This window comes from Abyssisolibacter sp. ZYX002 (assembly GCF_056892235.1).
Genome location: NZ_JARMXH010000001.1, coordinates 121,037 through 147,144, shown reverse-complemented (window position 1 = coordinate 147,144; position 26,108 = coordinate 121,037). Strand labels below are relative to the sequence as shown.

Below are 26,108 nucleotides of genomic sequence, written 5' to 3'. Positions count from 1 at the left end.
AATAGATATTAATACTAAGAAATTGATTTATTCAGGAACGTATACAAATTTTAGATTGTTACTATCATCTATCACTTCAGGATCATCTAACACCTTATGACAACCACAGCAGCACATAAAATCAACATATACTTCTAGTCCTAAATCAAATTTCTTTTGTAATTTTTTCATATAACCAACTCCTTTTATTTTTTTACTTTAATATTATGATGGTTTTAAAAGGAATTTTGTTCCAAATAAAAAACTGTCAAAATCTTTGACAGCTTTAGCCTATATAACTTGTATTCTTTTTATAATATTATTTAAATATTCCAAATGGTTTCCCAACTGGTAAAAATTCTTTTCCAAAGTGCCCATTTAGTACTGCTGCAGCAAATCCATAGAACGCTGTTATAGATATCGCAAGCTCTGAGTAAGCTGCTAATTTGTGCATAGCATGTTCAGCTATACCTAGTGTTGAAAAAGATAACCCTATAAACAGTAGGTCTATTAAAACGAATATAGTGAATAATACCTTGTGTGTCTCCATAGCTCCTATAGTCAATACTAAAGTAAGAATCAAATATCCTATAAAAGCAAATCCTAGCTGTTTACCATCTATTCCATCCATTAGCGTTTCTCCAAATACTCCAGCTTTTATCATCCAAGATGATGCAACTGCTAACCAGAATAAACCATATGCTCCAAATGCAGTAGCTCCAAATACATTGTTCTTTTTTGCATCATTTACACATGCATATAACTGTGCAAAACCTCCTAAAAATATAGCCCAAGGAATTATGAAAGCGGTTCCACTTGTCCAGCCTAGTTTTTGGCTTGATGCTACCAAGGTAACAATAGCTAGTCCAAATAATCCTAAAGCAGAAGGATCAGCAGTTATAATCTTAATTTCATTAGTTTGTTTATTGTTCACATTAAACCTCCTTAAAATAGTATACTGCGACATATTATCATATTTTTATACATATTTAAAGGTCTTTTTAGTATTTTATCAAATTTTTTTAGTCTTTATAAATACTCCTCTCGTAATATACGTTTAAATAAAAATAAATAATCAATTACAACTTTTTGGGACATATCCTTATTCATTTTATAAGTGAACAACAAAAATTATAGTAGCTCTCAATAATGTATTCTTGTCTAAATAATAGGCTATCAATAAATATGATAGCCTTAGATTCAATATACTAGTCTCTTAATATGTTAATATCTTCTCCATTTAAAACTTTATTTAAATTACGAACAGCACACATCTTACCACACATTGAACATGACTTTTCGTCTTCTGGTTTTGAACTTTCTCTGTAAGCCTTTGCTTTTACTGGATCTATAGCAAGCTCAAACATTTTACTCCAATCAAGTTGTTGCCTTGCAAGACTCATCTGGTTATCCCATTTTCTAGCACCTGGTAGCTTCTTTCCTATATCACCAGCATGTGCAGCAATTTTACTAGCTATGATTCCTTCCTTCATATCCTCCACAGTTGGCAAACGAAGATGCTCTGCTGGTGTAACATAGCATAAGAAGTCTGCTCCACTTGCTGCTGCAATTGCGCCTCCTATAGCCCCTGTTATATGATCATAGCCTGGTGCAATATCTGTTACCAAAGGTCCTAGTACATAAAATGGCGCTCCATGGCAAAGCCTTTTTTCTAATAACATATTTGCTTTTATTTCATCTATTGCCATGTGTCCTGGCCCTTCTATCATAACTTGAACATTTTTAGCCCATGCTCTTTTAGTCAATTCTCCTAATACAATAAGCTCTTTAACCTGACTTGCATCTGTTGAATCTGCTATTGCTCCTGGTCTACAAGCATCTCCTAAACTTATCGTTATATCATATCTAGCACATATTTCTAATAATTCATCGTAGTACTCATAGAATGGATTTTCTTTGTTATTAAGTCTCATCCATGCAAACATCAACGAGCCACCTCTTGAAACTAAATTCATAAGTCTCGGATTTCTTCTAAACGTATCCGCCGTTTCTTTGTTTATACCTGCATGTATAGTTACAAAATCTACTCCATCTTTTCCATGCTTTTCAACTACATCTAAAAATTCTTTTGCAGTTATATCCTTTAACTCTTTTTCGTAAAAACCTAAAGCATCATATACTGGTACTGTACCTATCATCGCTGGTGATATATCTACTAACTTTCTTCTGAATTCAGCAGTTTTTCCATAATTACTTAAATCCATTATTGATTCTACATTCATGTCAATTGCTACTTTTACTTTCTCTATTTCTCTCTCTATATCATAACTGTCCTTTGATATCCCTAGATTCACGTTTATTTTGGTTCTTAAACCCTCTCCCACTCCTTCCGGATTTATATTTACATGATTCTTATTTGCTGGTATTACTACGGTACCTTTAGCTATTTTATCTATCAGTACCTGCTCACTTATATTTTCTTTTTGTGCTACTATTTTCATCTCTTTTGTTACTATACCTTTTTTAGCTGCATCCATTTGTGTTGTATAATTCATATACTACTTCCTTTCTTTCTTTAGATTTGATTATAATGACTAATTAACATTGTTATTACTCTCCTTACTGTATAAATTAAAACTGCTATTAATAATTCTCTTTAATCCAAACATCTCTAAAACTATAAACGCTATTACTGTCCCACCAAAGGAACTTACCATGAATGGTATAACTAATCCATACACAGCTATTTCTTTACCCATAAGCAACTTTGCTATTGGATATGAAGCTATAGCACCTATGATACCTGTTCCTATTAATTCTCCTATAATAGCTATGTATATTTTCGGGAATCTTTTATATAGTAAGCTAGCCAATAACGCTCCAAACAAGCTACCACTAAATGCAAGCAAAGTCCCTAATCCTAAAATATTACGTAAAACTGATATTACAAACGCTTGTCCTATAGCATAATAAGGTCCTAATAAAACTGCTGATAACACGTTTATTAGATGTTGCCAAGGAAAACATTTAGCTATCCCAATAGGTATAGAATATGGACTTAAAATAACACCTATCGTGGCTAATAATCCGCTTAACATAAGTTTTTTATTTTTCATCTATGTCTCTCCTTCTTATGAAATAAATTTAGGCTTATACATGAAGTATTAGATATAGAAGTAAAGTGATATTATCTTTTATTTCTAAGCATTGTTTTTAGTATAACTTCAAAATAAAAAGCAATCCAAAAGGATTGCCTTAATTTTAATACATCATAAATAAGCTTTCCTCCGCTGGTACTAACCAGATCAGGTTAACAGGGTCAAAGAATACAGTTCTTTATCTCAGCTGACAAACATCAGCCCCCCTAGCCAAAAATTTAAATTAAATTTTAATCAGATATATCGTAACATAAATATAGCACTTAATCAATAGCTTTATTGTATGTTATTTTTTTACTACTATAGGAGATATCCTTACGCTTATTTCATTATATAACTTAAACAGTAGAGCAACTAGAATAATCCTAAGTATAATATGTATAAACGAAAGCATTAAAATAAAATACGCTATTGCCCCGCATAGCCCACATGCAACCATAACTATATTTGATTCCGTCAATTCGCTCCTACAATTACTACATTTTATAGACCACCTATATCTGTAATACATTTTTCTTTTTTGCGTAAAATCGATTGTCCGTTCTTTACATACAGGGCATTTATATTTTTTCATAACTCACCTTCCTAATTTTATAATGTATTATAAACTTTTTTTGTAATTATTTAGGACTTATTTATAGTAAAATTACTCATATCTAAATAGGAAAAGAATAAGTGGCGATATTTCATGAACAGGATAATGGTTATTACTGGTGCAAATAAAGGCATTGTCTATTACATGGTTATAAAATGGTTACAACAAGACAACAATGTTTCTTGATTCTTGAAACTCCTTTATACATACGAATATACACAATAATTACAAGATATTAAACAACAGCTAAGTAAAAAAAATTGCAACATAAATATATACTTATGTTAAAAAAGATATTTATAAGGACAATTGATACTGAGAAAAAAGAACTGAATTTGAAGATATGATAAATATACGGTGTTAATAAAGATCAAAAAAACCATTTGATTTAAGGAATTATATAAAACAAAAATAGGGCTGGGCATGAGATATGCCCTTTATACCCCTATTTCTTCATCACATAATCAATATAAGCTATTTTATACCTTTGACCTTTCCACTCTCTGTATATGACTCTTTTTTGCTTATATACTAACTCCATGCCATCAAAGTACTTATCTCCTTCATCATCTTCATAATAAGTATGTATGACTACCTTATCTCTTTCTTCTTGTTTGTATTCGTTATTTCCAATACATGTTCCTTCTCCGCACTCATCGTCATCTATTGATAACAAGTTAACATACATTAGTCCACCTGATTTTAGTACTCGTTTCATTTCGTTTATCGCTTTTTCTATATCTATCTTTTTCATATGGAATATTGAGTTCCATGAATAAACTGCCCCAAATGATTCATTCTCAAATGGTAGCTCTCTCATATCACCCTGCTCAATATTTAATGAAATATTGTTATTATCACCATATTTTTTCGCTTCTATTACTTCATTCTGGTCTATCTCTATCCCAGCAGTTTTATAACCATGTTGAGCAAACAATGCTAATGGAGGTAAATCCCCTCCTGCTCCACAGTCTAAAACGTTTTTAGAAATATTCTTTCTTTCACAAAACAATAAAAATTGATAGAGTGATGTTTGTCTAAATACTTTCAATGCATTACCTCCTAGTAATTAATATATATTCAATTTATCGTATCTACATATATTAATTGTACCGTATCTATATATATAACTAAATAAATTTCGTCATTAACCTCTTTCTATTAAAGTGATATCAATATGTAAGAAAATATTAAAATTTCTTAATAGGTTAAATATGCTTGTCCCAATATATCACTGGTATTTCTAAAATTTCTTCAAATCTTAGCTTTGCCATATTTATTGACTCTTCTCTAAATAGCCAATCATAACAATTTTCATAAGTTTATACAACACCAAATATTCATATTACTTTGTTATCTTTCTTTGATTCAATTCTTTTCTTAATAATTGCACCGCCAAATATAATTAGCGGCAATATAACCTGAAATACAGAAGCATAATATCGCCATATATAAAACGCCCAATCCACCATCTCTTCGAGATCATCGTATATAAGCTGCGATAAATTCACCATCAACAATCCAACAGGAATCACACAGAACTTGTAATCACTGTAATTAAACACTTTTTTGATACCATTACATGCTCCAAGCAAACACATGCAACATTTAATAAATCCTCCTGCTAAAAGATTGATTGAAACTATTATCTCTATCCGTTGTATGAAATGAAAAATATTAATCTTGTAGATAGTGCTATATGCTGGGAATGTCACAGTTTTATATTCAATTTCACCTAAAACTAAAATTTCACTCATTGTAACAACAAGAACTACAAGACCTCCTAGTAACAACCCCCAACTATAAATTTTATAGGAAGATTTTCTAACACCAAAAGCAGAAAAAAACAAAGTGAAAATAACTAACTCTGCTAGTGGGAATGTAAATACATCAAAAGCACCATCTAATACTGGATTGAATCCATTATATAGTACAGGCTTTAAATTATTAAAATGAAACATCGGTAATAGGAAAAATAAAGTCATTATTACTATTGTAATCATTACTATTGAAACAAGATTGGCCCATCTGCCTAACATTTCTATACCACTTTTTACACCCCATATAGCCAATATTCCACAACCTATCATCGTTGCTATGATAGGAGTCTCAGGCAAAGAAACTGTCCTTATAAATTCTCCAAAATTCCTCAAAATTAACGATGCTAAGTATAATGAAAACCATATGTATGAAATCGAGATTATTTTACCTATAACTTTTCCAAAAACATGCTCTATAATATCATATAAATCTTTTCCAGGGTATAAAGATAATGTCTTAGCATAAATCATCAACATTGGAAATACTAATGCCATTGCGATTAAAATAGATAGCCATGAATCTCTTCCTGATTTATTACCAATTCCCATTACTAGGGTACTTCCCATTATGAATAAAATCATAAGATGTATGCCTTGTTTATCACTTATTATTTCTTTTTTCATTAACTATCCTCCGAGGTATAATATCAACAGCAATGAGTCAAATATTATATATTTTGCGTCAAATTACCAATTTTATTCATATCTGCGAGATTATTGTGGTATTAAAAAAAGATGATTTCTACTCAAAGTAAATATCATCTTTTATCACATATCTTTATAATACTCTATTAGTAAATTATACTAACCCGAGTATCTTTTTAGCTTCATCTACGGTAGCTATTTCTCTACCAAGCTCATTTGCTATACTTACAACTTTTTTAACCAATAACTCATTAGTCGCATAGCTTCCATCAGGCATCTTTAATACATCTTCAAGACCTGTTCTTACATGACCTCCCAAGAGTATTGCCATTGTTATCATCTGTATTTGCGAGCGTCCAATACCACTTACATTCCATGTTGCTCCTTTTGGTAAACTGTCAATCATGAACATTAGATTTCTAGGTGTTCCTGGAAGAGAACCTGGAACGTTCATAACAAAGTTAAAATGCAACGGTCCTTTTAATATACCTTTTTTTTCTAATCTGATTGCATTGTGTATCATAGATACATCAAATGCTTCTATTTCTGGTTTTATATTATTATCAAACATTTTTTTAGCAAGTGATTGTATCAACTGTGGAGAGTTAGCATTTACACTTGATATAAAATTAGATGATCCTGTTGATAAGCTTGCCATATGAGCATTTAGATCAAGCATTTGCCCTCTCCAATCTATCGTATTCTCTCCTCCACGTGCTCCAGTAGATACTTGCTTTATGATATCTACATTTTCATTATCTAATCTATCTAAAACTTCTTTAAATAATTTTCTATCACTAGTCGGTTTTAAATCCTCATCTCTTACATGTATATGAGCTACACTCGCTCCTAATTTTTTACATACTTTTATATCATTTACTATCTCATCTATTGTCAGAGGAGAATGAGGATTTAATTCTTTTGTAGGGACATTTCCAGTATGCGCTAGCGTAATAATTAATTTTTCCATAACTCAAACAACCTTTCTGCTCATTATCTATAATCTAGCTACAAGCTAGAATTATTATTTTACTTCTTCACAAGTCTTCTTTATTCCAGCTTCTAACCTTTCAAATAATAAATCTATTTCTTCTTTTGTTATGTTAACAGGTGGTGCTATAAGTATATGGTCTCCTCTAACTCCATCAACTGATCCACCGCCAGGATATACTATCAATCCTTCATCCATACAATTATTTAAAATTTTACTTTTTACTCCAATGCTAGTATCAAAAGGCTCTTTTGTTTGTTGATTCTTAACAAATTCTATACCAATCATCAGGCCTTTTCCTCTTATATCTCCTACTATTGGATATTTGAATAAATCTTGTATCTTCTCCATCAAGTAGTCACCTTGCTTAGCAGCATTTTCTACGTATGATTCTCTTTCCATTATCTCTATAACTTTATTCGCTATCCCTGCAGATAATGGGTTTCCTGCATAAGTATGCCCATGCACAAAATGACCTGAACCTTCAACCATTATAGTATTGAATATCTTATCTGTACATATCGTAGCTCCCATAGGAGTATAACCACAACTCATTCCTTTTGCGCATGTTACGATATCAGGTACTATTTCAAAATGCTCTATCGCAAATTTCTTACCAGTTCTTCCGAAACCAGCCATAACTTCATCTACTATCAACAGGACATCATATTTATCACATATCTCTCTAACCATTTCAAAATATATCTTATCAGGATGTACTCCTGGTGCTGCAGATCCTACAACAGGCTCAGTTATAAATGCTGCTATATTATCTGCTCCATGTCTTAAAATTTCTTCTTCTAATGACTTAGCTGCTCTTATACTAGTTTCTTTTAAAGTCTCACAGTTCCATGGATTTCTGTAATGATAAAACTGTGGTATCTTAGGGAAATTAATTAACATAGGATCATATATTTTTCTTCTACCTGTAATACCTGTCATTGAAAGCGCACCCATTGTATTCCCATGGAATGAATTCCACTTAGATATAACTTTCCACTTAGTAGTTTTACTACCATCTCTCTCGATAAAATATTGTCTAGCCATTTTTATAGCTGTTTCAGTAGATTCTGAACCGCCTGATACAAAATAAACATGATTTAAATCTCCTGGTGCCCACTCTGCTACTTTAGCAGCACACTTTTCAATTGAGTCTACAGTCCATCTTGAAAGATGGGTAAATGCTATTCTCTCCATATGTTCTTTGGTAAACTCCGCAACTTCCTTATTTCCATGACCTATGTTTGCAACAGCAGAACCTGAACATCCATCTATATATTTATTACCCTCTTTATCATATAAATAGATGCCTTCTCCTCTTTCAATCATTGGGTAATGCCAATTTTGATTTCTATAAAATACATTATTTTTTGGCGCTTTGTTTAAACTCATTTTTCTTACCCCTTTCTATATATTTTTATGTTATTAGGCTATTTTATTATTTCTAAACATTCCACCGTTTTCAAATTTATCTCTGTCTAAATCTCCTTCCATACCAGCAACTGTAGTAGCAACAACTAAGTCACCTAAAGCATTTGTTGATGTATGTGCTTGATCCACTATTCTATAAATACCTGCTACAAGTGCTATTCCATCTAACGGTAATCCCATACCTGTTAATAATGCTATACTTATTAACAATCCAACTTGTGGAACTGCAGCACATCCTACTGACAGTAATGTTGCTTGCAATACTAATAACGCTTGCATTTTGAAACTTAAATCAATTCCATATATTTGTGCTGCAAATAATACTATGATACCAAAGTATATAGATGTACCATTCATATTAGCTGTAGCTCCTAATGGCAATACGAAGCTTGCATTTTCTTTTGGTATACCAAGCTCTTCATCTGCAATTCTCATTGTAACAGGTAATGTAGCCATAGAACTACATGTACTAAAAGCTACTAACCATGTTTGGAATGCTTTCTTGTAGAACTTGAGTGGATTTACTTTTCCAAATATGAATAAAACCAATGAATAAACAACTGCTATGTGTATAAAAGATGCTAAGTAATCTGTTATTATAAATTTAGATATTGGTCCAAATATTTTAAGTCCAAATTTAGTAGTAGCTTTTGCCATAAGTCCAAATACTCCGTATGGAGTTACTTTTACAACTATATCTGTTATCTTAAACATCACTTCTGATGCACCATCTACTAATTTAATAAGTTCCTTCCCTCTTTGTCCCATCATAAGTAGCGCCGCTCCTATGAATACACTAAAGGAAATAATGTGTAGCATTTTACCATCTGCCATAGATTCTATTGGGTTTTTAGGGAAAAAGTTTAATACAGTCTCTGCTATACCAGGTAACTCTTTAACCTCGATGCTATTTGTTATTTCACCCAATTGAATACCTGCACCAGGTTGTATTATTTGCGCTAATACAAGCCCTATTGTTACAGCACAAAACGCTGTTCCAAAGAAAAATACAATTGACTTAATTCCAATACTTCTAAGCTTTCTGATATCTCCTAAATTAGCAACTCCACTAATTATAGAGAAGAACACCAACGGTACAACAACCATTCTTATTAATCTTAAAAATAAATCTCCCATAAATGAAAATATAGGTACACATTTTGCAATGGTAGCGTTTTCCTCTCCACCTAAAGTACTAAATATAAATCCTATTAGAGCACCTAATATCAGTCCGATAAAAATCTTGTGAAATAATTTTATCTTAATTTTTTTCATATTCTACCCCCAATTCAAATTTTTCTTACTAACTTTTTTACTTTTGCAAACCTTTGCATTTTTTATCTTGTCCGGACAAACAAAAATATATAAATAAAAAAATCCAACACAAAATAGCATAAGCTATTAATGTACTGGATTTTATTTATTTCGCAACAATGGGATACATTATCACAATAAATAAAGCAGTTAACTTAGTTTTATTCTAAACCATTTTTCCAACTTTCATATTTTTCATATGTGCTTTTAAGAGCTACACAAACTGCTTTTCTAGACACTCCGTGAAATCTATTACTTATTTCATTTACTAAATTTTCTATATCATTTTTATGAAGATTAAAACCTATCATGATACTTTTGAGAAAATCTTTAGCTTCTTCTGTAAGAAGTGTAGATACTGCATCTTCTATAACACCTGTTTTAGTATTTATTATAAGTCCTACACCAACTACTCCATGAAGCTTGCCAGCAGAAATATTTTCAGGTAGCTTAGCATACGAAATAAAATAAACCGTGTCTTTATTGTACTTTCTCATTAATTTACCTCCAATTTTATATAAAAAAAACAGCACAATAAATTCATACTTAAGAGTATCATTCTGTACTGGATTCTATTCTCTATGCAATATTGGATTACAATACCACCGTGAACAAAGCAGTAATATTAAATTTTATTAAAAAAATCGTTTTCATGTCTATATTATATAACGCAAAACAACTTTTTTCAACAAATTTTTATAATATTCTTAATTTATTTTAATATTTATATTTCTCTTAATGTAGTTTATACTTAATATTATAGTATAAAATAAAATCGTAATCAATCCGGTTTTAACTGAAAGATGTGGTAAAAATGTATTTTAAAAAAATAAAATCTTACAGGTCTATTATGAATAAAAAAATTTTAGCTAATTGTATTACAATTATAAGGATACCTCTTGCACTCTTTTTATTTTTCATACGTCCATTTAGCATGCCATTTTATATTATATACTTAATATGCGGTCTTAGTGATATGTTTGACGGATATATAGCAAGAAAAACATGCACTGAAAGCATAATTGGAGAAAAGCTTGATTCAATAGCCGATTTTATAATGTTTACAGTAGTTTTTATAATTTTTAGTCCAATTATACTAATTACTAATGTAATAATTATATGGATTATAACTATATTCATTGTTAGATTAGTTTTGATTATTATTGCTTATATTAAATACAAAAAGCTTATGGCTCACTCTAGATTAAATAAATTCACGGGATTATTATTATTCTCATTTCCAATAGTATACATTTATACACAGAGTAATCTAGTAATATATATATTGTGTATTATAGCAAGTATATCAACTGTAGATGAATTAGTAAAACAAATCCATTCTACCTCATGAGGCAGAACGGACTACTATTCATCTAACTTAATTTTGATAGCTCCTAATTTAAATTTTCCATCATTATATTGTACCTCTACATATACCTCGCCTATATAAACTGGTGTAGTCCATGATTTTATAGATAATCCAAGACCAAATTTTGCAGTTATTTTCTCATCAATAATATCAAAACTGACCACGTCTCCTAAATAAGGCTGTTTTCCTATCTCTATATTTTTCTCTTGTATTTGTTGATCTTTTAAACTTATGCTATGTAATTTGTCTTGTAATTTAATGTTTACTCGTAACTCCCCTTTATCTATATACTGTTCAATTTTAATCATATTTTTTAGCTTAGAAATATGTTCTTTTATAGAAAAAGTATGTTCTTTTTTTGTAATTTGCTCGTTATCACATATTTCTACTATATGCAATTCCTCAACAGCGATACCGGTTCCTGATCCTATGTATAAAACTACAGCTAGCTCTTCGTCATTATCTTTATCAAAATCAGCTACCTCTAGTCTAGGTAATACAAACCTTGGTGTAATATATGACCAATCATTATAATACCCTGTACCATTTATGTACAAAACTACTCCCCTCGGCTTTATACCATATAGGTAAATATTTTTTTGTGGTATTGCTCCTATTAACGGTAAATCCAAAGCATTATATTCTTCAAATGATTGTATAACTTTTTTCTCTAATGTTACATAATCATTTTTACATAATTCATTTGAATATATCGAGCTTTCATTCATTAATACACAAGATACTAGTATTAACATAGCAAATATACCTATTATTTTTATTAGTGTTTTATTTGTTTTCAATTTTAACCTCCTAACAACAAAATCTATGTAATATTATAACATATTGTATTCTCTCTTTAAATACTACATGTTATAATTAAAGGAGCGTTTCAATAACAACCCAAGGTTAACTAATCATTTGGTAATTAACGTTCATTCCAAACACTTAACTGTAAATGTATTATCTATAAAATTTACGTAACACTATCTTTATATTTTAAAATTGATTTATACTGTTCACCATGATATCACTTTTTTATTGATAACAATAATTTATGAGCATCTCTATAGATTTCGTTTTTAGTACTTCCTAGTAATACGACTAATAGATCTTTTTTTAACCAGTTACTTCTTTCATATACCATCTATGTATTATATAGATATAGGCTGTTCGCAAATATGCAAACAACCTATATTTTCTTAATGCTCTCTTGTTTTATGGTAAACAGCTATCGTAAGAACAATTTCCCATTGAACAATTACATGTTAAGCCTCTTTTCGATGTTTTAACCGCTTTTACATTTTTAACATCTAAATTAAAATCATTATATTTACTCACAACTTCCCTCCTTTCATATTTTTTATTATGTTTAATTCTAATGCATTACTTAAATCTTTACTAATTAATTGAATTTTCTTTATATTCTGAATTATTTAACATTTATAGTATAATTTCCTTTAATTTTACAAAAATTATATATTTATTAATATATCGTAATTTTTTAATGTAATTTACTACATATTTTAAAATAGAATCCATATAAGTATTTCCATTATGTAGACATCCTTTTCTCTACTATCTTTTTATACATACTTAAAGGGCGTTTTGAAAACACCCCAAGTTTATCATTTTGTAATTGACGTTCATTACAAACACTTAACTGTAAATGTATTACCTATAAAATTTATGTAACACTACCTTTACATTTTAAAATTGATTTATACTATTCACCTCTGATATCACTTTTTTATTGATAACAATAATTTATGAGCATCTCTATAGATTTCGTTTTTAGTACTTCCTAGTAATACTACTAATACATCTTTATTATCTATATGAGCTGTAATTATCAAACTATAGCCACTTTCATTTGTATGTCCAGTTTTAAAACCAGTTACTTCTTTCATATACCATCTACTATCTTTTTGTATTAACATATTGGTATTTATCCAACTTCTATATTTAGGATCATTTTTATTGTATTGCTTATAATCCTTTATCTTAAAATTAGTAGTTTTAACTACATCCTTTAAAAAATCATTCTCTATAGCATTTGAAGCTATCAATGCTAAATCTGATGCAGTTGTATAGTGATTATCATTATGGTATCCATCTACTGTTATAAAATTTGATTGTTTTACCCCTAAACTTTTAGCCTTTTGATTCATTAAATTTCTAAATTTTTTTATAGCTAATTCTATGCTCATTTTATCATCTTGATAAGCTTTTCTAGCTGTGTTTACAGCTAAAACATAAGCTGCATCGTTTCCCGATGGCAACATCAGCCCATAAATCAAATCTTTTACTGTTATTTTTTCTCCATAATCTAAGCCTGCTCTACTTGCATTGTAAGCTATTTTATTAGCTTCATCTCCAACTCTTAGTACTTCATTTAATTTCAAATAATCTAATACTGTAATAGCAGTCAATGCTTTAGTTGTACTTGCAGGAAACATTTTTTTGTCACTTTTCTTGGCAAATAAAATATCTTTAGTTTTTAAATCTAGCATAATAGCACTCTGAGATTTTATATCAATATTATTATGTCTTTGGTATATGCTAATAGATTTTTCTACATCATCACTTCTTTCAATAGAATTTTCTTTATCAGTAACAACATTCTTATGTAAAGCTACACACATTGATATAATAAACGTAACCACTAATATCCATTTGCTATAGTTCTTGTTTTTTATTCTACTTCTTCTCATACTACTTCCTCCTATATGCTTTATTATTTACAAATAACTATAACAAATATCACATATTCGAAGATATATTTTATATTAACTAAATCTTAAATTTTTCTTAATTACATTAAAAAAGAGCGTCATATTGAAATGACACCCTCGGCCTATATACAAGATACATTTTTCTTACGCTTTAAACTTATACTCGTTTTTAATTTTATTTCAAAGTATGTTCTTTCAAACGTGCTACTAGCAGAAATTTGTCCATTATGAAGTTCAATTATATTCTTAGCTATAGCTAGTCCTAAGCCAGTACCTTTTTCACTCGAAGTTCTTGACTTGTCTCCCTTATAAAAGGATTCGAATATATTTGGCAAATCTTCCTTTGATATTAGGCTATCATAATTTATAACCCTAATAACAACATCTTCTTCTTTTGTAAAAAGCTCTATGTCTATAAATTTTCCATCTTTACCGTATCTGATAGCATTGCTTAAAAGGTTATCAAAAACTCTTACCAACAAATCTCCATTAGCTAATATAAATACCTTTTCTTTAGCTAACCTTAGTCTGCACCTAAGGTTTTTTTGATCCAATATTGGTGTAAACTCTTCAATAATCTGTTTTATAAATAATGACAATTCAATTTCTTCAAACTTTATTTTATTACCCCCAAAATTAATCTGCGTATACTCAAATAATTGCTCTATTAATTTTTCCATTTGTAATGATTTATTATATGAAATTTGGGCATAGTGACTAATTTCTTCTTTTGTTAAACTTTTATTATTAATTATTAAATCTAAATACCCATTTATTGATGTCAAAGGAGTACGTAAATCATGTGCTATGTTAACTACTAACCGTTCTTTACTACTTTTAGCATATTCACCAGTTTCAACTGCTTTTTTCAAGTTTGTAGCTGCTATATTCACGTTTTGTCCGATTTCTCCAATCCAATCATCAGATCTGACATCTATTCTGTAGTCAAATTTTCCATCTGCAATACTAGAAATTCCTGTACATATATGATCAAGCATCTTTACATATCTTTTGGTCTGAATAAGCAAAACCACTATAAATATTATCATAAAGACTACACCTATAACTGTATAATCTCCAATACTATGCCTCATATACTCTCTGATCTTATTTAGTGAATCTCCTATTTTAGCATTACTATGATAATACCATTGTGCTATGTAAAATATTAACCATGTAATAAATCCAGCAATTAAACTACTTGATATGAAAAACATGAATGTTTTAGACCTAAAGCTCTTAAATATATTATTACCTAACAATCTTATAACCCACCCCCCAAACAGTCTTAATGAATTTTGGCTTTCTAGATTTATCACCAAGCTTTTTTCTAAGATGTCTTATATGTACCATCACTGTATTATTTGATGCTTCATAATACTTTTCTTTCCATACCTTTTCAAATATCTCTTCACTAGAATATACCTTATTAGGCTTTAACATAAGCAAATAAAGTATATCAAATTCTCTTTTGGTTAACTCTATATTTCTATCATATAAAGTTACTGTATGGCTTTCTTTATTGACAGCGAGCCCATTTAGCTCTATTAGATTAGTACAGTCCTTTATATTCTGGTTTAATTTAATAAACCTTCTTAGTTGAGCCTTGACTCTTGCAACTAATTCGATAGGATTAAATGGCTTTGTTATATAGTCATCTGCTCCATACGTCAAACCTATAACTTTATCCATATCCATTGATTTAGCACTCAACATTATTATAGGAATATTGTATTTTTCTCTTATCATCTTGCATAATGCTAGTCCATCTATATTTGGCATCATGATATCCAATATTACTAAGCTTATATTTTCTATATTAATTATATCCATTACTCTTGTGCTATCATAACATTTAATCACATCATAGTCATTTGATAAATGGATAGCTACTAAATCAGTTATCTCTATTTCATCATCTACAACTAAAATCTTTAAATTATCAATCATATCTTCATTCCTTCAACTATAAAATCTTCAAATTAGCTAATTTAAATTATAATAGTACTTTCAATATTGTCTATACTAAAACTCTAGATTCCTAAAAATTTCTTAGGCCCTCTAGTTGTATATATCCATTCATCAAAAAAATCCTTTATTTCTGGACAATCACATAATTTAATATATTCATTGCACAAAATCTCCATATTGACAGCCTTATATCTATATTTAGATAAAAACAAATTAGTGGCATTGTCAAATTTCTCTTTCCCAACCATATTACAAAGTTCATGCAAACATAATGCTCCAATAGTATAACTAAGACCACCACATTCATACTTGCCATAGTCAATAATTGGCACTAAATTCTCATCAATCTTTAACTTATGATCAGTTTTATAGCTCTCTAACTCCTCTTTATACTCATCTTCACTTAATATATCTTCTAGTACTCTAAGAGTAAAATAATTAGTAAATGCTTCATCAAAAAACCGTATTCGCTGTGTCTCTTCATCGGTCTTCGCATTCCATCCTAGATGTATAAACTCATGTATTATCTCTCTCATTTTTCTTTTTGATGTAAAAGTTTTTTCATCAATATATACGCATGTATCTGTTGCAAATGAACCAAACTTATTTGGAATAGATACATACTTAACATTAGAACTTATTTTTCTTCTTCCAAATTGTTCATTCATAAATTCATGGGTTCTTTTTAATATATTGATTATTTGGGTAATGCTTTGTGTTGATACATTTTGAAAGAAGTAAAAATCTCCTACTGACAAACTTCTTCTTGTATACTTAGCAATAGCAAAACTCAAATCATTACCTTTAAAATTATAGATTTCTTCTTTATCAGTTGTAGTAGTTTTTATCAATTCTGATGGTGAAAGTACTAAATAATTTTTTGGTACAACCACTCTGATATCGAATTTTATATGGTTGTTCAGATATCTAATTATATCTTTAAAATCACTCAATGCAAATATAGGATAACAAAAAGTTTCCCAGCGTATAAACGTGAAATCTGCACTGACACTTTCTCTAACATACGGACAAAAGCCCGAAGTTCCATCAAGGATTCCTGTATATTTCATTTCTATATATTTGGTATCTTCTGGTAGTTTGTATTCATTTATTATGTAGTCATCTATTTTAGCTTTGTTCTTTACTTGTTTACTATCAATAGTAAACCCATCAATTTTTATTTCTTCTATAACAAAATCTCTATTCAATAAAAATTGTGTTATATTCAATTCTTTAGGCAATTCACCTTTAACAGTTGCATTAATTCTATTATCTGAAAAATCCAAGCAAAATTGTATCTCCATTAAGTCCCCCCCTTGTATATTTTGCTTTATAAATCTAAACATTATAGTACATTTAAACAAGAATAAATCATAACTTTTAACTCTGTAGCGTAGCCCATAATTAATATGAGCCTTCCACACACATCTAGAGGATGTCTTTCGACAACCTCTACTTTGATTTTCACTATTAATGTTTTAAAGCCAGGCTACTAATCTTTTTTAATAACTATATTTAAATCTAAAATGACCTTTGATTAGCCCATTTTCATAATAATACATTAGCATATCATCTTCACTTGCTCTGTTGTATGCGTTGTGAAGTACATATGGTACTCCGTCTCTTCTTCTTTCATCTGATATAATCGCCACATGAGATAACCATTTCTTATCATTATCTGTTAAAACAATTATATCCCCTGGCTGCCACTGCTTAAGATTTTCTTTATCTCTAGGTATAACCTCAGTAGTTAAGCTATTCATATGTCTTTTAAAATAAACATACTGATTAGGCACTCTTCTAAAATCAATATTTGAATCTATTTTATCTATTCTAAAGTAATCCTTTAGATTTCCTTTTATATCTTTATCCATATTATCCTTTAGATTGAACCCTGCATTAAATAGAGCTCTCCATATCACATCTGTACATACTCCTTCTGTAGTTGGAGGATATCCACCTTTATAATATTGACTTCTATATTTTGTCTTGTTTGCTATCTCTTTTCTAGCTCCTTGTATAATATCATCCATATCATTTAAGCCATCGTTATCTAGATCACTTTTTACAACTATTTTATCTATTTCTATTTTGGGCATAAAATAATACAACACATCTCTTCCATATATAGCATAATTTACGATAAAAAAAATAATACCACTTAACATTATTAAGCTAACTATTATAGTTGATTTTTTAAATTTTTTCATTACAACACCTTTTATTAAATATTTGTTTTATTTTATTATATCATAATAATGTATTTTTATATTCTCTCAAAAATCATTATTATGATTGTATCATTTATTTAAACATTTTCTACAAACACTCTACTGATTAACACTAATAAAACGTAAGTTTGTAGAACCTATCTATCAATACAAAAAACTCCAACATGATAGGATTAATGAACCTTTTCATGTTGGAGTTATAATTTCTTATTGTACTTAATTTATATAAGTTAAATCAAATTAGAATTAGTATAATTTTGCCTCTTTATCTTTTTCCATTGCACTCACAACATCTGCTTTGATTCTTACAATATTACCTTTTTTATCCTTTTCTACATTTTCAGGATTATAGAATACACTGATTAAATAATCTTTTGGAAATCCTATTTTTTTATTGCCATCTAAATCATCTGTGTTAATAACGATTTCTATTTTCCCTTCTAATCCAAAAATAGAATTTGTTTTAACAATACTAACCAATTTGTCTTTTTCATTTTTCTCTGTTGTAAATGAAATTATCTTTCCTATAAAAAGTTCGCCTGTATCATCTATGACTTCTGGCATTTGCTCTTGATCATCTATGATTATCGGCATTTGCTCTTTATTGTCTTTTGATATTTGATTATCTTTAATATAGATATTATCTTCCATATCTAGTGAAGCCTTTTGATTTTTTTCCATAGCACTTATCACGTCCGCTTCGATTCTTACAACTTTACCTTGTTTATCCTTTGCAACATTTTTGGGATTATAGAACACACTGATAATATAATCTTTTGGGAACCCTATTTTTTTACTATTATCTAAATCATTTGCCTTAACAACAATCTCAATTTTTCCTTTTAATCCAAACAAAGCATCAGTCTTTACTATATGAACCATTTCTCCTTTTTTATTTTTCTCTGATGTAAAAGATATTATCTTTCCTATAAATAATTTTTCAGTAGCATTATCATCTATGATTTTTGGCATTTGTTCTAAGTTATCTGGCATTTTGATAGCTCCATTATTAAACATTATTTTCTTTGTTACATGTTTATTATCTTTAATATTAGAAGATAATCCCTTTGCTCCAGCTTGAACTCCACTTCCTACCATCGTTGCTACTATTCCTGTTATTAAAAGCGTCGATACTATTTTATTCATTTTTATCTTCCTCTCTTCTCTACAATTTTTTGTTATGATATTTATCATATCTATTAAACGTATCTTAACATTAAAAAGTTCCATTTTTTTTATAAAAAAAATGAACTTTCAAAGAAAAGCAATCCATTAAACAGTTCATTCAATATTGTAGAAAACATCACTTAATTTTCTCATTTATTCCACTTGATAGCAAATCATAGAACTGTTTAAGTTCATCTTTGCATTTTGGGTCAAGATTATGCCATCTCACCCCTTGTATAGCTCCCTCTAGAGCTCTAAGCATATTTATTCAACCAATTCCACCATTTGCTGATGTTATCATTTTAAATACTTTTTTACTCCCTAATTTCTTTAGCTCGCTAGGTGAATTAACACCTACCTTAAGCATATTTTCCTCTAAAGTCTTACCTATATTAGGTAAATCTCTTAGTTTATTCATTTTTTCTCTCCTTAATTATTAATGTATTTATAGAATACCTACAACTCTATAAACCACAACATTTTCATTTCCTGCTTCATTATATATTTCAAATAAATTACTATATATTTTATTCTACTATATTCTTGATATTCCTTTAACGTAATTTTCCATTAAATCAAAATCATCCGTAAAAACGGGTGGTTTAGGTTGATGACAAAGTCATCTAAATAGCAGACTGTAGTAAGAGTTCAATATCAAGGCATGTTAAAATTGAGTAGCAGAGCTTACTTAGAGGTAAGTGAGCAACGAAAAATATTTTACTTGTTAATTTTAACAAGTCTATTATGAACTAATATAATTATTGCCTAGTTTTTAAGATTATTAATAACTTATATTATAAAGTACCTTGTATTATTAAGTACTTTATGTTACTATATACTCAGGTGATGCAAATGGAGATAAGCAAGGAAGTATTAAAAGGCTATATAGATACTATTATTCTAAGTATAGTTAATAAAAATGATTGTTATGGCTATGAAATAGCAAAGACTGTACGTGATAATAGCAATGGCTCTTTCGAGCTAAAGGAAGGTACTCTATATATAGCACTAAAAAGACTAGAGAAAAATGAATATATTAAGTCATACTGGTATGACGGTATTAGTAATGGTGGTAGAAGAAAATACTACAAGATGACTCAAAAAGGCATTATATTCCTTGAGTATAAGATTAAAGAGTGGGAATATATGAAGGATATTATTAATAATTTTTTAGGAGGTTATTTGATTGATTACAAAAAATAGTGAAAATTCTCTTATGCGTTATGTAGATGAGATATCTGCGAGAATGGAATTAGAAGGTATGGAAAGAAAAGATTTTGAGGAAGAAATGTTAGGGAACCTTAAAAGTAGTGTTAATGAATTAATATCCGAAGGATATGATGAAAAAGAAGCTGTCAAAATAGCAATCGAACGTTTCACTGACGATAGCTCTTTTGATAACTATAGTAAAAATGATAAACATAAAGTTAACCCTAAGGAATTACCTGCGAAATTATTTAGCCAAGTAATGGCTATGATTATTTCTATAACTGCTGTTTCAATGTTTGTACCACATCCAATTAATTATTTAGCAATACTTGGGATTGTCGCAGGCTTAGGTTATTCAATAATCAATACTTTGGCTAACAGCAAATAGCTATATATTATATAATAATTTAGGGAGGTAATTATGAAAAATCAAAAACTTATCGGTGCCGGATTAATAGCATTAGGTATAATTTTTCTAATTGGATTTCATTTTAATTTTGAAGGTGTATTTACATTAAGTGGAGCTGTAGTATTTTTAGTATTCTACTGGTTAAAAGGAGGTAATACTCGTTACAGAAACGTTGGTTTCTTAATTTCTGGAGTTATTTTTTTACATATAACAGGTCTTATAGTTATAAACGAAAATGATTATTTGATTTACTTTGAAGCTTTGTATGGTTTATTAGGTTTAGCTATATCGTTCTTCTTGGTATTTATAATTCATACAAATTTCTTTACTTATAGTTCATGGGGGAAACGATATTGGCCTCTTATAGTATCAGCTTTTTTTGGCTTTTCATCTATAATAGTTCTATTTGATGAGTACATCAAGATTGGTATAGGCGAAGAATTGTTAAGATATGGTATTCCAATCTTACTTATTATATCTGGAATAGTTATCCTACTAAAAACAACTAAAACAACTAAAAATAATGACAAAGATAAACCGTTTTAAAATGAGGGATGCCTTTGTCATCAAGATAGCAGGCTGTAGTAAGAGTTCAAGTTCAAGGCATATTAAAATTGAGTAGCAGAGCTTACTTAGAGGTAAGTGAGCAACGGAAATTTTAACTACAACGTAGAAATTGGGCTTTTGTCTACAGTGTGAAGGGATGTCTCGTGACATCCCTTGTCTCTATTTAATTTAATTATAAACTTTTCTCTTCTATTAATTCATTATATACCTTGTCTATTACTTCATCAGTAATATGTATGTCATTCCAAAGTTCTTGAGCTTTTACCGCTTGACCTACTAGCATATATAATCCATTTACAGCCTTGATCCCATGATTTTTAGCATACTTTAATAATAAAGTTTCAGTAGGATTATAAATCAAATCTACTACTGCATCAAATTTTGATATGTCTTCCTCACAAAGAGATGATCTATCAGTATTTGGATACATACCACATGGTGTTGTATTAACAACTATGTCTTGCTTATTTATATTTTTTATATCATCATATGATATAATTTTATAGTCCTTGAATTTAGCTTTTGCTGTATTTTCATTCCTGCTTACAATAGTTATATCTCCTACTTTTTTATCAATTAGATACTGTAATACTGCCTTTGCTGCCCCACCCGTTCCTAATATTACAGCTTTTTTATCTTGAATAGCAACATTAAATTTGTTTAACATAATTCCAAATCCAAAATAGTCTGTATTATAAGCAATTGTCTTATTATCCTTAAAACATATTGTATTTATAGCACCTATCTTTTCTGCTTCCTCTGATATAGCATCTAGATACTTTATGATATCTACCTTATACGGAATGGTTACGTTTACTCCTTTTGCACCTAATGCTTTCAATCCATATACTGCATTTTTTAAATCTTCTTTATTTACTTCAAATAATTGATAATGTCCTTTTATATTAAGCACTTTAAATATTAATGAATGTATCACTGGCGAAAAACTATGTCCTAGTTTCTCCCCTATAAGACCAAATAGATGATTCATTGTATTCCTCCCTTCACATTAAGGCTTATTTATACTTTATGGCTCTGATAATTTCCCAAAAGTCTAAAATAAGTACTATTTTCCTTAATAGCTTCAATAGACTGTTTTACAGCATCGTCATTTAAATTACCGCTAAAGTCAATATAGAATAAATACTCCCATGATTTATCTACAATTGGTCTTGACTCAATTTTCATCATATTGAGATTGTTCTGTGTGAAACTTTCTAATATTTTATATAATGAACCCGGTGTATGAGCAGATGTAGTTATTATACTAATCTTATTAGAAATATCGTTATATTCTAATCTTTTACCTATAATCATAAATCTAGTATGGTTATGTTTATTATAATTTATATTTTCATTAATTATTTCTAAATCATACAATTGCGCCGCTTTTTTGCTACATATTGCAGCCTTGTTCTTAGATTGTTCTTCTTTTATATATTTCGCACTTATAGCTGTGTTCTTGTAAGGTATCCGTTTAAGTCTTGGATGCTCTTTAAGGAATTCACTACATTGTTTAAATGCTTGTGGGTGTGAATATACTTGATTTATGTCTTTAATTTCAGCGTTTTTTAACGCTACAAGGTTATGTTCAACCTTTATACATCTTTCTCCTATAATATAGAATCCATATTTTTTTAGGAGATCATATACTTCTGCTATCCCACCAGTAGAAGAGTTTTCTATTGGAAGTACACCATAATCTATTTCGCCTTTTTCAATAAGTTCAAATACTCCTTCAAATTCTCTTACATTAAACATCTTTACTTTATCCGTAAAATGCTCTATTAACGCTTCTTGGCTAAATGAACCTGGCTCCCCCTGATATCCTATTCTTAAATGATTAGCCACTTCATCTAAATGAATGTTATTCTTATGATTTGACAAATCATTCTCTGGTTTGTTATTTATATTCTTTCGTTGTATGTCTTTACTTATTTCCATCATCTTGTTTAGAAATTCTTTAGCCTTGTTTACAAAATCTTTATTCTTAAGCCTCTTAGTGTTTTTATTTATAACTTCTATCTCTCTAGACTGATTTAACACAGGTACATTGTTTTTCTTTTTAAATTCACCAATTTCTATTACCTTTTCCATTCGTTTTTCGAATAAAGCCACAAGTTCTTTATCAATCTCATCTATGTCATTTCTCAATTTATCTAATTCATTCATAGCAACCCACCCTTTTCCATCATCAAGTCTAGTAATACTAATGCAGCCGCAGCTTCAACAACTGGTACTGCTCTAGGTACTATACATGGGTCATGACGTCCTTTAGTGCTGAGCTCTGTGTTTACACATTTGGATATATCTACAGTTCTCTGTTTCTTACCTATGGAAGGTGTAGGTTTTATCGCAACTCTAAATATTATTGGCATTCCGCTTGTAATACCTCCAATTATTCCACCGTTATTATTTGAATATGACTTTATATCACCATCACAAATATATAACTCATCATTCATTAGAGACCCTATTGATTTTGTCATGTCAAAACCCATACCAAACTCTACCCCTTTTACTGCTGGTATTGAAAAAAGTAACTGCGCTAACTTGCTTTCAACTGCACCAAAAATAGGTGTTCCTATACCTACCGGTACATTTAAAATAACTCCTTCAATAACTCCTCCTACTGAATCTTCTTGCTCCTTAACTCTTACTATATACTCAATCATTTCTCGTCCCTTGTCATCGTCCAAAACACTAAATTCCTTATCACTTAACCCTTTTATTATTGAACTATCTATATTCACAGGATTAAAAGATTCTTCTTCTATTACTCCAATGCTTTTTATATGACTTGCAATCAAAATATTCTTTTTTCGAAGTATCTGCTTTGCTATAGCTCCTGCAAATACCAACGGAGCTGTTAATCTTCCCGAGAAATGACCTCCACCTCTATAATCATTAAAACCTGCATACCTTACATATCCAGTATAATCTGCATGTGAAGGTCTCAGTATAGATTTTGTAGCCTCATAATCTCTGGATTTTTGGCTTGTATTAAATATAACTGAAGTAAGTGGAGTTCCAGTAGTTTTTGAATTAAAATAACCACTCAATATATCAAAGTTATCTCCCTCTTTTCTAGGAGTCGATACATTATTTCTTCCTGGTGCCCTTCGCATCATCTCTTTCTTAATATGTTCTATGTCTAGCTCTATCCCCGAAGGTAATCCATCAATAACAACACCTATAGCTTTCCCATGGGATTCACCAAAAATTGAGATTTTAATATTTTCACCCCATATACTACTCATCGATTCTCCCTCCTAGACTCTTGAAGTCCTCCCAAAAATTCGGATATGATTTCTTTACTGCATCACTACCAGTGATTATAACAGGTTTTGTACATTTAATGGAGGCTATTGCTAGTGCCATAGCGATTCTATGATCATTCCAACTATCCACCATTCCTCCAACCAAACTATCCTTACCTTCAATCAACAACCCATCCTCTAGTTCTTTTATATTTGCACCAATTTTATTTAACTCTGTTGAAATTGCTTTTAATCTATCAGATTCTTTAATCCTTAATCTCTCAGCCTTTATTATTTTTGTAGTCCCATTACTTACTGATGCAAGTGTTGCTAAAATAGGTACTAGATCAGGGCATTGTGATGCATCTATTATAGTGCCTACTGTCTGTGATTCGTTAACCTCTATAACATCTTCTTTAATGTTAAGATTACCATTCATTCTTTTAACAATTTCTACTACTGCCTTATCCCCTTGAAGAGAGTTGATATCCAAATCTTCACATTTTATCCTGCCACCAAACAAACCTGCAACTATCCAAAAAGCGGCTTGAGAATAATCTCCTTCTACCTTATAATCTCTTGCTTTATATTTTTGGTTTCCTTTTATATAAAACACTTTGTAGTCGTTGTTTTCAATTTTTATGTTGAACTTTCTTAATATATCTAAAGTTAAATCAACATATCCCTTTGACTCAAGCTCAGTTGTTATCTCTATTTTAGAATCTTCATCTAATAGTGGTAAAATAAACATCAGTCCTGTTATAAATTGAGAGCTAATATTTCCTTTTATTTTAAATGTACCTGGTTTAATCATTCCATCCACTATCAACGGAAGCTTACCGTCTTCATTTTTATAGTTTATATTTTGTTCATCAAAAATCTTATAATAAGTATCTAATGGTCTTTCTACAAGCTTTCCTCTACCAATAAACTTCATCGGTTTATTTACTACTCCCGCAAAAGGTATTAGAAATCTAAGAGTAGATCCTGATTCTTTACAGTCTATCTCACTTTGAACTGCTTTTATATCAGAAATCCCTTTTAGCTTAATACTATGATTTTTTTCATGTGATTTAGAAACTATGCACTGTATACTCGTCCCTAAAGCTCTCATCCCTTCCATTGTAGCTTTAATATCATCTGAAAAAATCAAATTATCTATTTTACTTACTCCTTCAGCAAGTCCTGCTGAAATGATTGCTCTATGACTAAGACTTTTTGATGGTGGAATATTTATTTCTCCGCTTAGTTTTTTTGGATATATTTTTACACAGCTCACCTATACTCTCCCCTTTCAGG

General features: G+C 29.8%; 27 protein-coding genes, 1 pseudogene and 1 riboswitch. Of the genes and pseudogenes, 4 read left to right on the top strand and 24 right to left on the bottom strand.

The window, feature by feature from the left end; genetic code table 11:
• Positions 1-27: 27 nt before the first annotated feature.
• The 11 genes from P3X86_RS00625 to P3X86_RS00575 all read right to left on the bottom strand — a co-directional run bounded on the left by P3X86_RS00625 (position 28) and on the right by P3X86_RS00575 (position 10,391).
• Entirely contained in the window at positions 28-171 is a 144-nt protein-coding gene (locus P3X86_RS00625; protein ID WP_483290684.1) for a hypothetical protein, read from the bottom strand.
• Positions 172-298: 127 nt separating this feature from the next.
• Positions 299-913, bottom strand: coding sequence for an acetate uptake transporter (locus P3X86_RS00620; RefSeq protein ID WP_483290683.1), 615 nt, complete (start codon positions 911-913; stop codon positions 299-301).
• A 274-nt stretch (positions 914-1,187) separates the two neighbouring features.
• The gene (thiC, locus tag P3X86_RS00615; protein ID WP_483290682.1) at positions 1,188-2,495 is read right to left on the bottom strand and encodes a phosphomethylpyrimidine synthase ThiC; all 1,308 of its coding nucleotides are present in this window, start codon (positions 2,493-2,495) and stop codon (positions 1,188-1,190) included.
• A gap of 39 nt (positions 2,496-2,534) precedes the next feature.
• The gene (thiW, locus tag P3X86_RS00610; RefSeq protein ID WP_483290681.1) at positions 2,535-3,056 is read right to left on the bottom strand and encodes an energy coupling factor transporter S component ThiW; all 522 of its coding nucleotides are present in this window, start codon (positions 3,054-3,056) and stop codon (positions 2,535-2,537) included.
• 149 nt (positions 3,057-3,205) lie between these two features.
• Positions 3,206-3,316: riboswitch (TPP riboswitch) on the bottom strand.
• A gap of 68 nt (positions 3,317-3,384) precedes the next feature.
• Entirely contained in the window at positions 3,385-3,672 is a 288-nt protein-coding gene (locus P3X86_RS00605; RefSeq protein WP_483290680.1) for a hypothetical protein, read from the bottom strand.
• Between the two features lie 466 nt (positions 3,673-4,138).
• Positions 4,139-4,744 carry a class I SAM-dependent methyltransferase gene (locus P3X86_RS00600; RefSeq protein WP_483290679.1) on the bottom strand — a complete coding sequence of 202 codons (606 nt, stop codon included), beginning with the start codon at positions 4,742-4,744 and terminating at the stop codon, positions 4,139-4,141.
• A gap of 289 nt (positions 4,745-5,033) precedes the next feature.
• Positions 5,034-6,137, bottom strand: coding sequence for a GerAB/ArcD/ProY family transporter (locus P3X86_RS00595; RefSeq protein ID WP_483290678.1), 1,104 nt, complete (start codon positions 6,135-6,137; stop codon positions 5,034-5,036).
• 175 nt (positions 6,138-6,312) lie between these two features.
• Entirely contained in the window at positions 6,313-7,128 is an 816-nt protein-coding gene (locus tag P3X86_RS00590) for a beta-keto acid cleavage family enzyme (protein ID WP_483290677.1), read from the bottom strand.
• 54 nt (positions 7,129-7,182) lie between these two features.
• Entirely contained in the window at positions 7,183-8,541 is a 1,359-nt protein-coding gene (locus P3X86_RS00585) for an aspartate aminotransferase family protein (RefSeq protein WP_483290676.1), read from the bottom strand.
• 33 nt (positions 8,542-8,574) lie between these two features.
• Positions 8,575-9,855 (bottom strand): dicarboxylate/amino acid:cation symporter, encoded by a 1,281-nt coding sequence (locus tag P3X86_RS00580; protein ID WP_483290675.1) that lies wholly within the window; start codon positions 9,853-9,855, stop codon positions 8,575-8,577.
• A 200-nt stretch (positions 9,856-10,055) separates the two neighbouring features.
• Positions 10,056-10,391 carry a DUF3870 domain-containing protein gene (locus tag P3X86_RS00575; RefSeq protein WP_483290674.1) on the bottom strand — a complete coding sequence of 112 codons (336 nt, stop codon included), beginning with the start codon at positions 10,389-10,391 and terminating at the stop codon, positions 10,056-10,058.
• 353 nt (positions 10,392-10,744) lie between these two features.
• Between P3X86_RS00575 and P3X86_RS00570 the strand changes: the two genes are divergently transcribed.
• Entirely contained in the window at positions 10,745-11,245 is a 501-nt protein-coding gene (locus P3X86_RS00570; protein WP_483290673.1) for a CDP-alcohol phosphatidyltransferase family protein, read from the top strand.
• Positions 11,246-11,259: 14 nt separating this feature from the next.
• On the opposite strand, the gene P3X86_RS00565 is transcribed toward P3X86_RS00570, so the two are convergent.
• The 9 genes and pseudogenes from P3X86_RS00565 to P3X86_RS00525 form a co-directional block, all read right to left on the bottom strand.
• Positions 11,260-12,063, bottom strand: a complete 804-nt coding sequence (locus tag P3X86_RS00565; protein ID WP_483290672.1) for a hypothetical protein — start codon at positions 12,061-12,063, stop codon at positions 11,260-11,262.
• 415 nt (positions 12,064-12,478) lie between these two features.
• Positions 12,479-12,601 carry a hypothetical protein gene (locus P3X86_RS00560; protein ID WP_483290671.1) on the bottom strand — a complete coding sequence of 41 codons (123 nt, stop codon included), beginning with the start codon at positions 12,599-12,601 and terminating at the stop codon, positions 12,479-12,481.
• A gap of 401 nt (positions 12,602-13,002) precedes the next feature.
• The gene (locus tag P3X86_RS00555; protein ID WP_483290670.1) at positions 13,003-13,974 is read right to left on the bottom strand and encodes a D-alanyl-D-alanine carboxypeptidase family protein; all 972 of its coding nucleotides are present in this window, start codon (positions 13,972-13,974) and stop codon (positions 13,003-13,005) included.
• A 143-nt stretch (positions 13,975-14,117) separates the two neighbouring features.
• Entirely contained in the window at positions 14,118-15,257 is a 1,140-nt protein-coding gene (locus P3X86_RS00550) for a sensor histidine kinase (RefSeq protein ID WP_483290669.1), read from the bottom strand.
• A complete protein-coding gene (locus P3X86_RS00545; protein WP_483290668.1) occupies positions 15,247-15,945 on the bottom strand; it encodes a response regulator transcription factor in 699 nt (232 codons plus the stop codon). The genes P3X86_RS00550 and P3X86_RS00545 overlap by 11 nt, the downstream gene beginning before the upstream one ends.
• A gap of 83 nt (positions 15,946-16,028) precedes the next feature.
• The gene (locus P3X86_RS00540; protein WP_483290667.1) at positions 16,029-17,270 is read right to left on the bottom strand and encodes a M1 family aminopeptidase; all 1,242 of its coding nucleotides are present in this window, start codon (positions 17,268-17,270) and stop codon (positions 16,029-16,031) included.
• 198 nt (positions 17,271-17,468) lie between these two features.
• A complete protein-coding gene (locus P3X86_RS00535) occupies positions 17,469-18,176 on the bottom strand; it encodes a DUF1287 domain-containing protein (RefSeq protein WP_483290666.1) in 708 nt (235 codons plus the stop codon).
• A 267-nt stretch (positions 18,177-18,443) separates the two neighbouring features.
• Entirely contained in the window at positions 18,444-19,343 is a 900-nt protein-coding gene (locus P3X86_RS00530) for a hypothetical protein (protein WP_483290665.1), read from the bottom strand.
• Positions 19,344-19,500: 157 nt separating this feature from the next.
• A pseudogene (locus P3X86_RS00525) lies at positions 19,501-19,782 on the bottom strand (TfoX/Sxy family DNA transformation protein).
• Positions 19,783-20,216: 434 nt separating this feature from the next.
• Here P3X86_RS00525 and P3X86_RS00520 point away from each other — a divergent pair.
• Genes P3X86_RS00520 through P3X86_RS00510 form a run of 3 tightly spaced genes read left to right on the top strand, consistent with a single transcriptional unit; the run spans position 20,217 to position 21,528 of the window.
• Positions 20,217-20,567, top strand: coding sequence for a PadR family transcriptional regulator (locus P3X86_RS00520; protein WP_483290664.1), 351 nt, complete (start codon positions 20,217-20,219; stop codon positions 20,565-20,567).
• The gene (locus tag P3X86_RS00515) at positions 20,551-20,961 is read left to right on the top strand and encodes a permease prefix domain 1-containing protein (protein WP_483290663.1); all 411 of its coding nucleotides are present in this window, start codon (positions 20,551-20,553) and stop codon (positions 20,959-20,961) included. The genes P3X86_RS00520 and P3X86_RS00515 overlap by 17 nt, the downstream gene beginning before the upstream one ends.
• Positions 20,962-20,994: 33 nt before the next feature.
• Positions 20,995-21,528, top strand: a complete 534-nt coding sequence (locus P3X86_RS00510; protein WP_483290662.1) for a hypothetical protein — start codon at positions 20,995-20,997, stop codon at positions 21,526-21,528.
• 193 nt (positions 21,529-21,721) lie between these two features.
• On the opposite strand, the gene aroE is transcribed toward P3X86_RS00510, so the two are convergent.
• Genes aroE through aroA form a run of 4 tightly spaced genes read right to left on the bottom strand, consistent with a single transcriptional unit; the run spans position 21,722 to position 26,088 of the window.
• Positions 21,722-22,540 (bottom strand): shikimate dehydrogenase, encoded by an 819-nt coding sequence (aroE, locus tag P3X86_RS00505; RefSeq protein WP_483290661.1) that lies wholly within the window; start codon positions 22,538-22,540, stop codon positions 21,722-21,724.
• A gap of 29 nt (positions 22,541-22,569) precedes the next feature.
• Positions 22,570-23,721 carry a prephenate dehydratase gene (gene pheA / locus P3X86_RS00500; RefSeq protein WP_483290660.1) on the bottom strand — a complete coding sequence of 384 codons (1,152 nt, stop codon included), beginning with the start codon at positions 23,719-23,721 and terminating at the stop codon, positions 22,570-22,572.
• Positions 23,718-24,809, bottom strand: coding sequence for a chorismate synthase (gene aroC, locus P3X86_RS00495; protein ID WP_483290659.1), 1,092 nt, complete (start codon positions 24,807-24,809; stop codon positions 23,718-23,720). The genes pheA and aroC overlap by 4 nt, the downstream gene beginning before the upstream one ends.
• Complete coding sequence (aroA, locus tag P3X86_RS00490) at positions 24,802-26,088, bottom strand: 3-phosphoshikimate 1-carboxyvinyltransferase (RefSeq protein ID WP_483290658.1); 1,287 nt, start codon at positions 26,086-26,088, stop codon at positions 24,802-24,804. Before aroA ends, aroC begins: the two co-directional genes overlap by 8 nt.
• Between the last annotated feature and the right edge of the window lie 20 nt (positions 26,089-26,108).

Coding starts and splice junctions, on each gene's coding strand:
- P3X86_RS00625 (WP_483290684.1), bottom strand. CDS start 171: ATGAAAAAATTACAAAAGAAATTTGATTTAGGACTAGAAGTATATGTT.
- thiC (WP_483290682.1), bottom strand. CDS start 2,495: ATGAATTATACAACACAAATGGATGCAGCTAAAAAAGGTATAGTAACA.
- thiW (WP_483290681.1), bottom strand. CDS start 3,056: ATGAAAAATAAAAAACTTATGTTAAGCGGATTATTAGCCACGATAGGT.
- P3X86_RS00605 (WP_483290680.1), bottom strand. CDS start 3,672: ATGAAAAAATATAAATGCCCTGTATGTAAAGAACGGACAATCGATTTT.
- P3X86_RS00595 (WP_483290678.1), bottom strand. CDS start 6,137: ATGAAAAAAGAAATAATAAGTGATAAACAAGGCATACATCTTATGATT.
- P3X86_RS00590 (WP_483290677.1), bottom strand. CDS start 7,128: ATGGAAAAATTAATTATTACGCTAGCGCATACTGGAAATGTCCCTACA.
- P3X86_RS00585 (WP_483290676.1), bottom strand. CDS start 8,541: ATGAGTTTAAACAAAGCGCCAAAAAATAATGTATTTTATAGAAATCAA.
- P3X86_RS00580 (WP_483290675.1), bottom strand. CDS start 9,855: ATGAAAAAAATTAAGATAAAATTATTTCACAAGATTTTTATCGGACTG.
- P3X86_RS00575 (WP_483290674.1), bottom strand. CDS start 10,391: ATGAGAAAGTACAATAAAGACACGGTTTATTTTATTTCGTATGCTAAG.
- P3X86_RS00570 (WP_483290673.1), top strand. CDS start 10,745: ATGAATAAAAAAATTTTAGCTAATTGTATTACAATTATAAGGATACCT.
- P3X86_RS00555 (WP_483290670.1), bottom strand. CDS start 13,974: ATGAGAAGAAGTAGAATAAAAAACAAGAACTATAGCAAATGGATATTA.
- P3X86_RS00545 (WP_483290668.1), bottom strand. CDS start 15,945: ATGATTGATAATTTAAAGATTTTAGTTGTAGATGATGAAATAGAGATA.
- P3X86_RS00540 (WP_483290667.1), bottom strand. CDS start 17,270: ATGGAGATACAATTTTGCTTGGATTTTTCAGATAATAGAATTAATGCA.
- P3X86_RS00535 (WP_483290666.1), bottom strand. CDS start 18,176: ATGAAAAAATTTAAAAAATCAACTATAATAGTTAGCTTAATAATGTTA.
- P3X86_RS00530 (WP_483290665.1), bottom strand. CDS start 19,343: ATGAATAAAATAGTATCGACGCTTTTAATAACAGGAATAGTAGCAACG.
- P3X86_RS00520 (WP_483290664.1), top strand. CDS start 20,217: ATGGAGATAAGCAAGGAAGTATTAAAAGGCTATATAGATACTATTATT.
- P3X86_RS00510 (WP_483290662.1), top strand. CDS start 20,995: ATGAAAAATCAAAAACTTATCGGTGCCGGATTAATAGCATTAGGTATA.
- aroE (WP_483290661.1), bottom strand. CDS start 22,540: ATGAATCATCTATTTGGTCTTATAGGGGAGAAACTAGGACATAGTTTT.
- pheA (WP_483290660.1), bottom strand. CDS start 23,721: ATGAATGAATTAGATAAATTGAGAAATGACATAGATGAGATTGATAAA.
- aroC (WP_483290659.1), bottom strand. CDS start 24,809: ATGAGTAGTATATGGGGTGAAAATATTAAAATCTCAATTTTTGGTGAA.